Source organism: Flavobacterium sp. TC780 (genome assembly GCF_056783245.1).
This window is the reverse complement of record NZ_JBXBAV010000121.1, coordinates 1-14,959: the sequence shown is the minus strand read 5'-3', so window position 1 is coordinate 14,959 and position 14,959 is coordinate 1. Positions and strand designations below refer to the sequence as shown.

General features: G+C 30.8%; 15 protein-coding genes and 6 pseudogenes. All 21 read right to left on the bottom strand.

The window, feature by feature from the left end; genetic code table 11:
- Nucleotides 1–157 precede the first annotated feature (157 nt).
- Nucleotides 158–831 (bottom strand): annotated as a pseudogene (locus tag AC1RYN_RS13320) (IS1 family transposase).
- 729 nt (nucleotides 832–1,560) lie between these two features.
- Nucleotides 1,561–2,181: a hypothetical protein gene (locus AC1RYN_RS13315; RefSeq protein WP_481807353.1), complete on the bottom strand. Its 621-nt coding sequence runs from the start codon at nucleotides 2,179–2,181 to the stop codon at nucleotides 1,561–1,563.
- A gap of 260 nt (nucleotides 2,182–2,441) precedes the next feature.
- Nucleotides 2,442–3,053 (bottom strand): annotated as a pseudogene (locus AC1RYN_RS13310) (IS1 family transposase).
- 701 nt (nucleotides 3,054–3,754) lie between these two features.
- Nucleotides 3,755–3,994, bottom strand: coding sequence for a hypothetical protein (locus AC1RYN_RS13305; protein WP_481807352.1), 240 nt, complete (start codon nucleotides 3,992–3,994; stop codon nucleotides 3,755–3,757).
- A gap of 8 nt (nucleotides 3,995–4,002) precedes the next feature.
- Complete coding sequence (locus AC1RYN_RS13300; RefSeq protein WP_481807356.1) at nucleotides 4,003–4,599, bottom strand: M91 family zinc metallopeptidase; 597 nt, start codon at nucleotides 4,597–4,599, stop codon at nucleotides 4,003–4,005.
- Nucleotides 4,573–4,974, bottom strand: a pseudogene (locus AC1RYN_RS13295) (RHS repeat domain-containing protein); the annotation flags it as partial. The pseudogene AC1RYN_RS13295 and the gene AC1RYN_RS13300, both read right to left, overlap by 27 nt.
- Nucleotides 4,975–5,338: 364 nt before the next feature.
- Nucleotides 5,339–5,896 (bottom strand): hypothetical protein, encoded by a 558-nt coding sequence (locus AC1RYN_RS13290; RefSeq protein ID WP_481807351.1) that lies wholly within the window; start codon nucleotides 5,894–5,896, stop codon nucleotides 5,339–5,341.
- Nucleotides 5,897–6,967 (bottom strand): RHS repeat domain-containing protein, encoded by a 1,071-nt coding sequence (locus AC1RYN_RS13285; RefSeq protein ID WP_481807350.1) that lies wholly within the window; start codon nucleotides 6,965–6,967, stop codon nucleotides 5,897–5,899. It abuts the gene before it with no gap.
- A 402-nt stretch (nucleotides 6,968–7,369) separates the two neighbouring features.
- Nucleotides 7,370–7,723 carry a hypothetical protein gene (locus AC1RYN_RS13280; RefSeq protein ID WP_481807349.1) on the bottom strand — a complete coding sequence of 118 codons (354 nt, stop codon included), beginning with the start codon at nucleotides 7,721–7,723 and terminating at the stop codon, nucleotides 7,370–7,372.
- Between the two features lie 147 nt (nucleotides 7,724–7,870).
- Entirely contained in the window at nucleotides 7,871–8,266 is a 396-nt protein-coding gene (locus AC1RYN_RS13275) for a hypothetical protein (protein ID WP_481807348.1), read from the bottom strand.
- Nucleotides 8,259–8,687 carry a hypothetical protein gene (locus tag AC1RYN_RS13270; protein ID WP_481807355.1) on the bottom strand — a complete coding sequence of 143 codons (429 nt, stop codon included), beginning with the start codon at nucleotides 8,685–8,687 and terminating at the stop codon, nucleotides 8,259–8,261. The genes AC1RYN_RS13275 and AC1RYN_RS13270 overlap by 8 nt, the downstream gene beginning before the upstream one ends.
- Before the next feature lie 280 nt (nucleotides 8,688–8,967).
- Nucleotides 8,968–9,162 (bottom strand): annotated as a pseudogene (locus AC1RYN_RS13265) (RHS repeat-associated core domain-containing protein); the annotation flags it as partial.
- Between the two features lie 77 nt (nucleotides 9,163–9,239).
- Entirely contained in the window at nucleotides 9,240–9,917 is a 678-nt protein-coding gene (locus AC1RYN_RS13260; RefSeq protein WP_481807347.1) for an IS1 family transposase, read from the bottom strand.
- A 288-nt stretch (nucleotides 9,918–10,205) separates the two neighbouring features.
- The gene (locus AC1RYN_RS13255) at nucleotides 10,206–11,096 is read right to left on the bottom strand and encodes a hypothetical protein (RefSeq protein WP_481807346.1); all 891 of its coding nucleotides are present in this window, start codon (nucleotides 11,094–11,096) and stop codon (nucleotides 10,206–10,208) included.
- Between the two features lie 107 nt (nucleotides 11,097–11,203).
- Nucleotides 11,204–11,899 carry a hypothetical protein gene (locus AC1RYN_RS13250; RefSeq protein WP_481807345.1) on the bottom strand — a complete coding sequence of 232 codons (696 nt, stop codon included), beginning with the start codon at nucleotides 11,897–11,899 and terminating at the stop codon, nucleotides 11,204–11,206.
- A 123-nt stretch (nucleotides 11,900–12,022) separates the two neighbouring features.
- Nucleotides 12,023–12,235, bottom strand: a complete 213-nt coding sequence (locus AC1RYN_RS13245; protein ID WP_481807344.1) for a hypothetical protein — start codon at nucleotides 12,233–12,235, stop codon at nucleotides 12,023–12,025.
- 773 nt (nucleotides 12,236–13,008) lie between these two features.
- Nucleotides 13,009–13,209, bottom strand: a pseudogene (locus AC1RYN_RS13240) (RHS repeat domain-containing protein); the annotation flags it as partial.
- A gap of 203 nt (nucleotides 13,210–13,412) precedes the next feature.
- Nucleotides 13,413–13,601, bottom strand: coding sequence for a DUF4276 family protein (locus AC1RYN_RS13235; protein WP_481807354.1), 189 nt, complete (start codon nucleotides 13,599–13,601; stop codon nucleotides 13,413–13,415).
- Nucleotides 13,602–13,790: 189 nt separating this feature from the next.
- Nucleotides 13,791–14,093 carry a DUF4276 family protein gene (locus tag AC1RYN_RS13230; protein ID WP_481807343.1) on the bottom strand — a complete coding sequence of 101 codons (303 nt, stop codon included), beginning with the start codon at nucleotides 14,091–14,093 and terminating at the stop codon, nucleotides 13,791–13,793.
- A gap of 154 nt (nucleotides 14,094–14,247) precedes the next feature.
- A complete protein-coding gene (locus AC1RYN_RS13225) occupies nucleotides 14,248–14,487 on the bottom strand; it encodes an AAA family ATPase (protein ID WP_481807342.1) in 240 nt (79 codons plus the stop codon).
- A 22-nt stretch (nucleotides 14,488–14,509) separates the two neighbouring features.
- Nucleotides 14,510–14,959, bottom strand: a pseudogene (locus AC1RYN_RS13220) (hypothetical protein); the annotation flags it as partial.

Here is a 14,959-nt window from a genome sequence, read left to right as displayed (position 1 = left end):
AAGGTTAATACATGCTCCTGTTGTTAGGGAGGCAGCACCTCCTTCCCGTTGTACTTATACTTATAACGGTTTGAGGTTATTTTTGTAAGTTTTTATCCATTAAATACAAAATTTTAAAAGAACATGTTTTTAAAGGATAAACTTACTATTTTATTACTCAAATCCAAAAGTAAATTTTTAAGACAGCTATAAAAATAACGAGCTTTTCTTGAAGCAGATTGTTCGTCTGTTTAATCTTTTTAAATGAGTTCTGAGTGTCAAAATTTTTCTTTCAATATGATTTGTTCCGAAACGTTTAATAGAATGCATTTTCTCATCAATCAGATACCTGTAATTTTTTAATCTGTCCGTAAATATCTTTTTACGTCACGATAATTTTAAAGTTTCCAGAACACGGTTCAGAGTTTTATTGGTTCGTTTTCCAACATTAAAACTCACAACTGTTTTAGAATTCTTTTCCAATGCATAAACCAGCCAGATATAATTTTTCTTGTGTCTTATAGGTACACAGCTCATCGACTTCATAAGTTTTGCCTTTGCTGATAATTGGCTTGGAAATACTTCTTGCAATAGAAACAATCCTTTTCAATAATGTTGTAGTAGAAATATTTAATATTCTTGCTGTGCTTTTTCTTTCCAAACCCTCTTTGGTTAATTGAATGATATTTTGGTTTATATCTCCTTTATAAGCCAGATATGCATAATTTTCAACTCTAGTTTTGTCGCATGCTCTGCAAATATATCTTTGATTACCAGACTTTGTCTTCCATACTTTATCATATTTCGAATGTCACCAACACATCTGTAACACTTAGTCTGGTTTGACCCCATTTTTTTCGATTTAAGGCATTATAAAATAAAAAAACAGCCCAAAGGCTGTTTTAATTTTTATGCGATATTAATATAAATATCTGATTTTCTGTAAATGTCAGATGAAATATTTAACCACCAACACATCTGATACATTACCAAATTCCTTTTCATTTGAATTAATCAAATGAAACTTTAAAGTTGAATCCGAAAGGTGCTCAACAATACCATTTTATAAACACCTAATCTGAAATACTACTATTCATTAATAGACTTAACTAAACCAATTACTCCAAAATGGTGGTGGATTATTCAGCTCTCCCTAAAATTATCATTAAAAAAAGAAAACCAAATATTGAAATTATCACATAAATACCAGCAATAAAATTTAATTTCTTAACTAAATATCGCTCTTTATTGTTAAGTGAAATACTTCTATTTCCTCAATATTTATATATTTATTATATACTAATAATAACTAATAATAATACAGGCAATGACACAAATAGTGTATTCCATTTATTTTCAAAAAAAGATAATTTAAATATTTCTTGAATTAAAATTATAATAGTTACTAAATTTAATGATAAGACATACCGAAGTAAGCGCTTGTCCTGAAAACTCATTTAAATCCTTTTCATATCTTCTATAAAATGCATAGCAATTATAGTAAACCACATCAATAAAATATATTTTTTTATTCTCCATCTATTTGTTCTTGTATATGTTGTCCTATATCTTTACCTGTAGTTAATTGCGAAATCGAATTACATAAGAAATATGTCCTGCAATTGCTTGTCCTACTCCTGTTGGAGAAAGGGCTAGAAGCGCCATCGAGGTGTCTAATCCATTTGAAATGTTAAGACCGTCATTATAAATACTAACGCCACCAGCTACTACCGCTACTACACCTAAAGTTTTACCTGCTATTTTTAATGTTTTGGATATTTTTCCAATTGTCGCAGTATTGTAATTACCTAAAGGTACTTCAATTCTTCCTCCTAATGTTTTATAAACAACGTTTGAAGTGTTTCCCGGATACAATTGCGATGCGTACCTAGTTCCTTGTTCAAAGGCAATACCTAAAGGTTTTTGAATAGTCATCGCGTAACCAGAGTATTTTCTAAACAACATTGATATATCGTGATAATCAGTACTTGAATTTGCACTAGATTTAGATTTCCCTTGCACGACAACTTCATCAAGTGGAACAGCTTGGGTAGCAGTCTTTGTGTTAGCATCATATACATAGATATTGTTCGGATCATCAATTAAAGGCTTAAATTCAGGTGTATTTGGGCATGTTGGACAAATTGTTAAACCTTCATTTTTGTTTTCAAATTCACTTAATCCTGAGGGATTTGAAATCAATTGGATTATTTAATGCAAACCTATAAGGAGTTATTGAATGTGTAAACTCAAAGTGTATCCATTCCAACGAATCGTCCAATTGCACTATCATATTGGCGGTAATCCATCGCTGTCATATTAAGCCCCAGCTCGTCTTGCAGTTCTTTTCCGTTGTACTTATACTTATAAGGGTTTGCAACTATTTTTACAAGGTTTTACCTGTTTAAAATACAAATTTTTTAAGAACATGATTTTAAAGGATAAACTTACTGTTTTATTGCTCAAATCCAAAAATAAATCTTCAAAACCAGCAGTAAAAATAACCAAACTTTTACTGAAACAAATTGTCCTGCGGTTGAGTCTTTTCGGGATAAGTCTCAGTGTTCAGATTCTTCCTTTCAATATGATTTGTTCCGAAACGTTTGATAGAATGCACTTTCTCATCAATCAGATACCTATAGTTTTTAAGTCTGTCCGTCAATATCTTTTAGCGTCAGATAATTTGAGAGTTTCCAAAACACGATTCAGCGTTTTATTAGTTCGTTTTCCAATATTAAAACTCACCACATTTTTAGAGTTCTTTCCAGAGCATAAACTAACCATATATAATTTTTCTTGTGTCTGATATACGTGCACATTTCATCAACTTCATAAGTTTTGCCTTTGCTTATAATGGGCTGATTAATTTTTCTGGCAATTGACACAATTCTTTTCAATAATGTTGTCGTTGAAATTTTCAATATTCTTGCCGTGCTTCTTATGCCTAAACCTTCTTTGGTTAATAGAATGATACTTTTATTTATATCTGAATTGTCTTGATAAGTGTAATTTTCTATAAAACGATGATTGCATATTTTACAATAGTATTGCTGTTTATTGTTTTTTGTTTCTATACCATTTTTAACAACCTTTTCCTCATTACATTTTGGGCAATTTTACATCTCACTAACTCTTGAACACCATGTCGGACTTTTACTCATTTTAGCATATTTAAGGCAATATTAAAACAAAAAAGATAAGCATTGTGCTCATCTTTAAATTCTTTTTACTGATATTTATTCTATTTCAATACGTTAGAAAACTAAAATCTCATATCACTAACTTTGAAACACTACCAAATTAAAACATAAAGGATGAGCATGCTCATCCTTTATTAAATTATTTTCGATTATTATTATTTTCAGTAAATTAGAGTATAAAATCGTACATCACTGACTTTGAAATACCAGCTGTTATTTATCTTTTAAAATTTCAATTTGTTTCATAGTAAAATTAAAAGAAATCAGAACTTATAATAGTGTTGTTTTCTATAAAAGTAACAGTAATATCATTTTCATTTTTACCTTCCCAAAATTTAGCATTATAACTTGCTCCATCGAATTTAAAACTGGAACTTACTGCATATTCTTCGGCTTTCTGCCATTTCCCATTTCCGTAAGTATATTTAAGAATTTTTGATGTATCTCTGCCACTTGGGAGTATGATAAAGGATATTTTAGTTGCTATTTCTCCTGATTCATTAGCTTCAACAATATAAAATTTATTACCCCAATCATTGAGATACTTGTCAATAAGCTTATAGCGTATTGAAGTTTTATTTGATGTATTGGTTTAAATCATCAACACCAATATATGATTTGAAAGCTTCTAATCTGTTTTTATATAATGATTTCTGATATTCATCATTTATAGATTTTTCCTGTAGTTGTATTGAATTAGCAGTAGCGATATTCCAATTTATAAAAACTTTATCTGTTCTATTTTCACTATTATTTATATAGCGTCCACACGATGATAATGTTATTATCATTAAGCAATAAACAATATTTTTCATTTTTTTAATTATAAGGTTGTTTTCTTTTCAACGACTCCTTGTTCCTTACGTATTTGAGAATCGACCGCTCTAACTTGTATTTCGCTTTCGGTCAATGTTCCTTTTGTTCCATCATCAGGATCAACTTTTGTAGGATCTAATTTTACACTGCGGGTTCCTGTAGCATTTTCTTTTGCATGAGCTAATTCATGCCCAAGTCCAATAAATCGCAGTCTACCTTTTGTTCCATCTGCATTAACGATATTTTCACCCTTTCCGCTTGGATTATATTTTACAGTTGAATCTGTTCCTGGTCCAGGGCCGTTCGAAGTAATAAGACTATCCATGCCAGAATCTGCTTTTGTACCATTATCACCCCAAGACTGTTCAATTGTAGTAGTTTTAGATGATTCTATCAAACTAGATACTAAATCTGTTCCAACGGATAGTGTCTTATCGGCATTACTACCTCCTTTTTGTTCAATAGTAACCTTACCATCTTCCGACATAGTCAACTTATCATTCGTAAGTTTTTGTAAATCATTTAATGCAGTTTGTTTATATGATGCCGAACCCCAAATTATGATATCATTTGGTCCCATTCCATCAGGGTCAATAAACCTCATAGGATTATTAAATGCATAATTATACGGTGACCACCTTCTCATTTGTTCCGCTAGCGGGTCTATATTCATCCAACGTCCTAATGCAGGGTCATAATTACGTGCCCCATAGTCGTAAAGGTTAAGCCCCAGCTCGTCTTGGAGCTCCTTTCCGTTGTACTTATACTTATAATTGGGCTGTTTATTATCTGTATTATACCCCTCGTGTTTTAAACCAAAAGGATAATAATTATTTTCTTCAAGAATTTCAAGAACGTTTGTTGTTTTATTTTTGGCATAACTCAATCTTATGTTACCTAAATGATCTTTGTATTGGTAAACATATTTTTGGTTTATATTATCAAAATACCCTTCTGCTGTTGGAAAAAACTGTAACATAACCGTAGACGAGGATGCTCTATTTATAGGCAGTTTTCTCGATGCATGACTATTTTCCTCCATTGGCGGATCTTTGGGATAAACAGGATCTGTACTATCAAGTGGTGGTTCTGTAGGTTCTTGCGGATCATCAATCGCTGGAAGTTCTTCTTCCTCTTGATTGTTTTCATTTTCGCTATACTTATACTGAAATCCTCCTAAATACATGGTCTGAGTTACAGCTCCATTATCAGTTACAATTTTCTCTAGTTTTTGCTAAACTATATTGTAAATGTACTCAATAGAATCGCTTAAGGCACAAGCGAGACGCTTGCGCCAGCGTGGGGTTACAGCTCCCATTACTAAAGTATCCGAGTCATCGAGTTTATTTAATTTCAAAAATTCTATCTCTTTTTACAATACTGTATTTTGCAGAATAATCATTTTCTAGAACTTGATAACCATTAATATAGAAGTAATAAGCTATTGTCATAATCTCTTGATAACTTTTGTTTTTGCTATTCAACTCCATTCTTTCTTTAGTAGACTTCGATTTTATCGTATATTCTTCTATAAAGTTATCAAATGAATGTTCTTGATATTTTTTTTCAACTGTGGTATCAATTTTAAAGCTTCTAAAAGGAATATTATCAAACTCTTCTTTTTTAATTTTATTTTTGTTATTTAATACTTTTATTAAAAAATCCTTATATGTATTGTTCCTATGTAAATAGTGTTTTTCATATACATAGTTTAAATAATCCGAATTTGTTACAATTATATCTCCGTCATCTGATAATACAAAAAGTGTTAACCCTCCATATTTGGAAGGCATTTTATAGGTTCCTTCAGATAGATTATCGATATATTTTTCTTTTATTATTTCTTGTTTCTGATTACAAGATGTTATTAATAATAAAAGAACATACAATATGTTTTTCATTTATTTAAATATATTATTTGGTGGATTTTTTAATTTTTTAGGTTCAATAGGTTCTCCATATTGTTTTCTCTCTAATTGTTTCAAAGTTTTCCTCATAAGATTTTCAAAGAATACGGCTCTAATTTCAGCAGGATCATTTTCATCGTTAGTTTCACTATTATCTCCCATATTACCAATGTCATGGTCATATTGATGTCTCATTTCGTGTGTAACTGTAGCTTCTACAGAATCAGGAACACCTTCTGTTTCTTCAAAATTTTTGGATTCTTCTTCAGAAAAATTATAGTATGTTCTTGTTCCTATAGGGTCATTTTTATCAGGACCTGTTGGCACACCATAAGGCTCAACGTGACTATCTTCTCCAACTTTTGCACCATCTTCTACATAGTGCTTGAGTTTGCTTTTTTCAAGATGATGTAATACTGTTTTAAGTTTATTATCTTTAGAACTTTCTATTTTTCTGTATGTAGATAAAACCTTGTACATAGTAGGGCTTAAACTTTCTTTGCCTGGATTATATCTTTTACCTGTATCATTGTGATAAAAGTTACCTTTTCTATAAGTCAAAGCTTGGTCTTTTCCTCCATTTTGTCCTCTAACTACAAAAATTATTTCTTTCCCATCAGGATCAATATTAATAATTGGATTATTAGCTACATAGATATAAGGACTGATATTAGTATACTTTTCTGATAGAGGGTCAATATTCATCCAACGTCCTAAAGCAGGGTCATAATTCCTTGCTCCATAGTCGTAAACATTGAGCTGTAACTCGTCTTGCAACTCCTTTCCGTTGTATTTATACTTCTGAGCTTCTTCATTTCCAAGTCCTACAATTTGCGAATTATATCTTTCATGCAGTAAACCAAAAGGATAATAATTATTCTCTTCGATAATTTCAAGAACATTTAGAGCATTCTTTTCGTAGCTCACACGTACATTTCCTAAATGATCGGTATAATTAAATACATAATTGTAACTGTTTGCCCCATTTACAGGAGTATTGTTTACATAACCTTCAGCAGTTGGGAAAAATTGTAACGCATTATCTTTATACTGGAATCCTCCCAAATACCTAGTTTGAGTTACAACTCCATTATCAGTTACAATTTTCTCTAGTTTTTGCCCAGTTGCGTTGTAAATATAGACGATACAATTTGCTTAAGACACAAGCGAGACGCTTGCGCCAGCGTTGGGACCAGTAAATTAATGTATCAATATCGATTATTGTTAAATCTTTAATAAAATTGGGATTAAATTTATCACCAAGTCTTTTTTTTACTAATTCGAGGTACCATTGATTCAATTTATAATTACCTATTTTAGATATACGAAGTTATAATAAAAATTCTTTTTTAAGGCTTTTAAAATAGAAATGACCTGATGGTCATTTCTATTTTATTCTAAACCTTTAAATACACATTCTCTTTGAGGTAGTTCATCACTATTCCAAAAAAAAACTAATCTAGAACATTACTGATTCGGTATTAAATCTAAATTAATGACAACTTGATTATCTGTTATCTCATCTGATTCAAAACCAGTCTTATATCCATTATTATGTGCTTTTATTTCTACAAAAGCCCCTTTTTTAAAATTAGATTTATAATGTCCATCTTTATTTGTATTAACGATTACTGAATCTTTACCAGTATAACTACCATCGGGGGTTTTACCGTAATTCCAGCAAATAATTGATACCTTCACATTTTCAATCGGTTTTTTAGATAAACTATTTGTAATTGTACCGTGAATTTGAACATGTTGTACATCATTATAACAAGATGTAAATACAAAAATGCTAATCATTAGTACCAAACATTTCATTTTATTTATTTTTTACGGTTTTATTAATAAAGGGATTAATTATACCCTTTGCTTTTGTTGAATATTTCTGTTGTGTTGTAAATATAGACGATAGAATCTGCTTAAGGCGCAAGCGAGACGCTTGCGCCAGCGTTGGGGCTTTTTTACTTATTTATCTATTACCTTATTAAGGATTATTTTGCATTTTTTATTTTTTTCTTTATAATGATAATAAGATAATATTATTTGTTTAGTATTACATTTTTCAATTTTATAATCTTCATTATTCCAAACAAATGTAGAATCATTTTTTATACTCCAAGATCTTGGACCACTTATTAAATCGCCATCATTGTTGAATAATTCAAAACCGTCATTAATAAACCTATTGTATTTATCGTAATCGCCTTTTTCATTGAATTTAAAATAAACCCCATAACTTTGACAATCATCTTTATATTGCCAATATTCATTTTGTTTGGCTATAAAAATAGTTTTCAGTTCATTTTTTTTATTACAAGAAAACATAATGCTGAAGGATAATATAATTACTATTTTATTCATTGATTTTTTCATATTTTATTGGATAAGTGTTGCCTTTGTATTGAACTTCTAAACTTAATGTCCCTTTTGTAAAATTACCAAAATTATCTCCTTGCCGTTGTAATTGTAATCCGCCTGTATTACTTTGATTAAATACATCCATTTTTGACAGAATACTGCCCTGTCCAAAGTCTGTACTCTGATCCATATTTAACAAATAGTTCCCAAATGAAGCAGCAGTACCTATCTTAAAATCAGAAGTAGTCGAACTAAAATTACTGTCACTCATTTGATTTAGATATACATCAGCATGAGTTGATAAAGTATTTCCTGAAAATTTAGGATTTTGGTTGTCTTCTTTATGGTTATTTTCGTGTTTCATAACACTTTTAAAGTTGGATATATCATTCAAACTTTTGCTAGCCCCATCATTAACATTTATAGAAATAGCTGTTCCTGTTGTATAAGCAGGATTTTTGCTAGAACTTTTGGTTTCCTATACCTGTAGTCACTTTAGTACCTGCATCTGCACCAATTTTTCCAGCATAATAAGCTCCAATTTTACTTATAGTGTTTCTTGAGCCTCTAGAATTATCCAATTGAGAAGGATTATATAGTTGATTCCCAATTTGAACTTTTACAGCATTTCCAACTTTTGTATCTCGTATAAAATTACCACGAGCATCAAATATGTGATCAAAAGGTTCACGCCCATCAGGGTTGGTATAACGAAGTGGATTATTCCTTACATAGCTATACGGAGACTGGTCTGGAAATTTTTCAGATTTCTCATCGATTTGCCAAAATCTAGGTACATCTGGAGCATAAAACCTAGATTTATAATCATAAACATTTAGTTTTAAGTCATCTTGTAATTCCTTCCCGTTGTACTTATACTTATAACGGTTTGAGGTTATTTTTGTAAGTTTTTATCCATTAAATACAAAATTTTAAAAGAACATGTTTTTAAAGGATAAACTTACTATTTTATTACTCAAATCCAAAAGTAAATTTTTAAGACAGCTATAAAAATAACCAGGCTTTTACTGAAGCAGATTGTTCGTCTGTTTAATCTTTTTAAATGAGTTCTGAGTGTCAAATTTTTTCTTTCAATATGATTTGTTCCGAAACGTTTAATAGAATGCATTTTCTCATCAATCAGATACCTGTAATTTTTTAATCTGTCCGTAAATATCTTTTTAGCGTCAGATAATTTTAAAGTTTCCAGAACACGGTTCAGAGTTTTATTGGTTCGTTTTCCAACATTAAAACTCACAACTGTTTTAGAATTCTTTTCCAATGCATAAACCAGCCAGATATAATTTTTCTTGTGTCTTATATAGGTACACAGCTCATCGACTTCATAAGTTTTGCCTTTGCTGATAATTGGCTTGGAAATACTTCTTGCAATAGAAACAATCCTTTTCAATAATGTTGTAGTAGAAATATTTAATATTCTTGCTGTGCTTCTTATTCCCAAACCCTCTTTGGTTAATTGAATGATATTTTGGTTTATATCTCCTTTATAAGCCAGATATGCATAATTTTCAACTCTAGTTTTGCCGCATGCTCTGCAAATATATCTTTGATTACCAGACTTTGTCTTTCCATACTTTATCATATTTCGAATGTCACCAACACATCTGTAACACTTAGTCTGGTTTGACCCCATTTTTTTCGATTTAAGGCATTATAAAATAAAAAAACAGCCCAAAGGCTGTTTTAATTTTTATGCGATATTAATATAAATATCTGATTTTCTGTAAATGTTAGATGCAATAATTAACCACCAACACATCTGATACATTACCATTTTGGCTGGATTTTAAAGAAGAATATAACGCAAAATATTTAGAGGCCTTGATGAAAAATTTTAAGTAATCTTTTTGGAACTCTGCCTAATTTTGACACGAAATGTTTTCATAATTGAATCAATATTCATACTGTAGATTTAAATTATCTAATTCGATACATGCTTTCTAAATGCCTTTATGACTTGAAAAATCATAATTCCTAAAAATATACGATGCAATAAATCAATAAAATAAATCCAATCTGTTTGAATTGTCTCACCATAAGTTAAATCCGTTCTTCTGACAGGATTAAATAAATTCCAAAATGTTTTAAAATTCCTCATGAAGACCTCAAATGTATTTTTAATATCATAAGGATCACATGAAAATGAAAATAGAATTTTATCCGATATGCCGGCAAGGATTATAACATACACGAATAATGTTAGAAAGAAAACTATTATTACCGGTTTTATCCAATTTAGACCATAATCATTAAACCTGCTAAATGTCATAATTATTTTATCACTCAAACTGTAATTTTTAGACTGTCTGAGTTCATTTCTGTAGGATTCCATTTCTCGAGCTTGAAAAAAAAGACTGTCAATCTGATTTCCATTGTTCTTCAAAGCCTGTTTCAATTGTCTGTATATTTCCCGCTTCCTTTTGAATCGATCTTCTTCAGACTGCTCTGCAACTTCGATTATAAGTTTATTATCTGCAAACCACTTATTATTGGTTGGCTTAATTTTATCTAAAGTTACATTATCAAATTTTAATGCTGTAAAACTATTAAAATCAAATTCATTGAATTTTGTACTTCCTAAATCACAATCTGCTAGGTTCAAAGTACTACCGTCATATCCATTACATTTATCAAAACTAACGTCGCTGTAATTTGTAAAATCATTAATAATAAACCAGCGGAAAGATATTCTTTTAAAAAGTAATTTTAAATTTTGGTTTACTCCTGTAATTAAAGTAGTGTCTACTATCCAACCTACGAATTTGAGTACTCCTTTTAATTCAGGATTACTTTTTATTTCAAGTCTGTCCAATTTTTCACCTAAACCATTAAAATCAAAACCTTGGGTAAAATTTGTTTCTGAGATGTATATTTCTTTGATATATGCTTCTAATTTATTCCCCGTTAAATCTCTATTTTCTAATTCTCCTTTTTATAAAAATGGTCTCCAAATAAAGTCAGCTTCTTGATTCTAGAAGCACTTATTGCAAATTCCTCTTTAAAAATATTCTTATTTGATGAAAAACTGAATGGACACTCAATATTCCAGAATGCTATGTCCTTATTAAATTCATTTGACAAAAGACCAATATCTCCAATTAAAGATTCAATTCTAACTTCTTTTTGAATTGTGGTTCTTTGTAAATTTAAATTAAACTGTGATCTAATAATATGTAAATATGAAATTGTTGATGCATGAATGTTAAAACCACCATTAACTATTACTGTTTCACTTACACTTACACTCTCAATATCGCATTCATCACTTATCAGAATTCTTCGTGGGAGATTACAATCTTTTTCGAAAACAATAAATTTAGAATGACAGTTTTTAAATGCTATACTCCAATTAAAAGCAATGTCTTCAGCGCCTGACTTTACATTATGAAATACTATTCCTTTTTCAAACTTACAGTTAGCAAACAGAAATCCAGAATTTATTTGAACATTTTTAATAATTACTTTCTCTTTAAAGATTGTGTTCTTAAATTCTCTGTATTCCCAATTTACAATCGATTGATCGATAACGACATCAAAATTAATAATAAGCTCAAGATCAATTGAATCATTATTGTTTAAGTATTCGTAAAAATCACGCTTAGTTGGTTCTGTCATATGGTATTGCATTTAACTATAAATTAGATGTTTTTCTAATTAACAGCAATATAAATATAAAAAGGATGAGCAACCGCTCATCCTTCTCAATTTTTTTAAATACTTTTTTATAAGTACTAATTTTTATTCTTTTAAACCCAGATAATATAAGCCTGCTAACTGTTTAGTAAAAGCAACCCTATGTTTATCGCCCGTTTTCCAAATTGTTTCTCCATCAATAGATATACTTGGAGACATATTCTTGGGAATTCCTTTATTTAAAGTGTTTTCATAGATACAAAATTCATATTTATTACTAATAATAATTTTTTTAGAATCTTTGTTTGGTGCACTCACTTTTGGTGAAACTAGAAGTAGTGGCTTACTAGCTTTTAGATAAACTAAATAATTATTTTGTGTTGAATCTATTTTTCTCTACTTTGTACTTATTACAATCTTGCGAATACATAACAGTTGTACAAAGCAATAAAATAATTAGACTAAAAAAGTTATTCTTGTACTAAGAGGTTGATTTTTTTCTTCATAAATAGCTTGTTTTACATTTTTATTTCCTTCTCTTTTAACAGCACTTACAGTCACTGTACCAGTCATTGTTTTTGTATTAACATTTGAAACATCTGTTGTTGCTCCTATACCAGCAGTGCTTCCCTCTGGATAAATTGTATTATTAACTGCATTATGCGCTTTTTCATAGTCTGCAGAATCCCCTGCGGAGCATTTGGAGAGTTTACCGCTCCTGAATATGCCTCTAGAGTTGCATGTTTTGCAACTGCACCTGCTGGAAGATTACCGAATGCTTCAATTTTCTCTGCTTGATTTGGATTCATAACCTGTGTAGCTGTTGTACAGTCGCCAGTTTTCGTATTACCTCCAAATTGATCTCCAAAAATATAACCTGCATCATTTGAATTATCACTTGTTGCCTCTAAATTCACAGTGACTTTATCGCTATTAATTGCTTCTAAAAGCATTTTATCAGACTTACTGTTTGCAGTTCCTGTAGCTGAAAGTTTTCCAGTTGTCTCATCTCTTGTTATTTTAAGACTAGAAGAAGCATTAAGCTGTTCAACAGCCTTACTAGCTAAAGCGCCAGTAACAATTACATCATTTGGTCCCATCCCATCAGGATCTATAAATCTCATCGGATTATCAAAAGCATAATTATATGGCGACCATCTTCTCATTTTTTCTGCCAAAGGATCTATTGTAGTCCAACCTGCTCTTGCTGGATCATAAAATCTAGCTCCGTAGTCATACATCCCAAGCCCCAGCTCGTCTTGCAGTTCCTTGCCATTGTACTTATACTTATAGGGTTCTGTAAACTTTTTTTATACAAGACAGCCCCTTGTAAAAAAATCTCTATATAAGAACGTCCAGTTGCATTTTTCTATAATACGAATGTAGATTTAGTTCCCATATTTTCCTAATAAAAAATCCCGTTATTTATTTCATAAAAAAAGCCCTCATTTCTGAGGACTTATTTATCTCTGAATTAATAGATGCATTTTATTGTTTACGCAAGTATTTTTAATATGAGAGTTTCAACCCATGCCCTGAATCTTGGACATTTATCCATCATAGCTTCAATTCCAACCATAATTGAAATGGCATCTCCGTCAATAACTTTTTCATACTTTTCGCCTTGCTTCTCTAAAATTCCGATTATCCTTTTTGATGGTGCTGTAACAGGACTGTCATTAATATCTTCCGGGGTTGATAGCGGGGAGAAATTGCTTTTAAATCTCGAAGTATTCTCGGATTATCATATTGAAATTCGAAACCTTCATCAGAAGAAAAAAAAGGAGTGCTTCAAATTCGTGTAACTGTATATAGGGAATAAAATTTTTTGTACTATTTTGCGAAGCCAAATCTTCTTTAAGTCCATCCTCCATTAATACAACACCAACTTTTGAGTTCGTTTGATCAATTTTTGTTCTTTGTACTTCGGATAATTGTGTTTTTCCAAAAGACCGTAATAATCAAAGAATGTAGTAACAATTTTTTCTCTATCAGAAAGATGGTTCCTAAGTTCCGGAAGCAATTTCGAATATTTGACAATACCGCCTCCAGAATGTTTGATAGGTGTAATTTCAATATATACATCTTCAACTTTAGATTGAATGTATGGCACTAAGATCGAATAAAAAACTCTAACTTCCGTTTGACCCTCAACTATAATGTGTACTCTTTTCATTTAATATGGCTGTCCTTTAATTATGTTCTTCAGCCTAAGATCTCCCAATTAAATCGGATAGCCAGCCTTCTAAATTTTCTTTTTCTAACCTGCTAAAAACAGATTGCCCGTCCACTTGTCTTAACAGTAATTATATTCTCAGGTTCAAAATTGCCTAGGAGATTACTGACTGTGTTGATATAATGATTTGACTTTTTGCAGATGCTTTCTTTATTAGTCCTGGAAGAGTATTTATTGCAACAGGATGTAACCCAAGTTCAGGTTCGTCAATGATTATTACTTGTGGCATATTAGGTTGCATCAACAAAGTCGCCAAAGCAATAAAACGTAATGTCCCATCAGAAAAATGCGATGCATTAAATAGAATGTCGGCAGGACTGTTGATTCCATCCACTCTAAATTAATTCTGTTCTCATTTAATCTGTCTGGCTGTAATTGAAATCTTTCAAAGTACGGAGCAACTGACTTAACGACATATTCAATTCTTTTAAAATGCTTCTCGTATCTTCCTGTAGTAAATACAAGAATGCTCCAAGATTTGCCCCATCTTCTCTTAATGCAATATTATCATTTATATCAGCAGGTGTTCTAAGAGGTGATGTATCGCTCGTATCATGGAAATGATATATTTTAAAGCTAGATAAATACTGATTTATATCGTGGGAATGGGTAAAGCTAGCAGATCTCAATTTACTCTCTTTGGAGTTTCTGCTAATATTCTGAGGATACCAAACACCTTTAACCGAAAATTGAGAACCTTTCTCACTATTAAAAAAACCCGTCTCATCAGCCAATATTAAACTGTTACTTTCCGTAGGTGCTGCCTCCCTAACAACAGGAGCATGTATTAACCTTAGCAATACGTG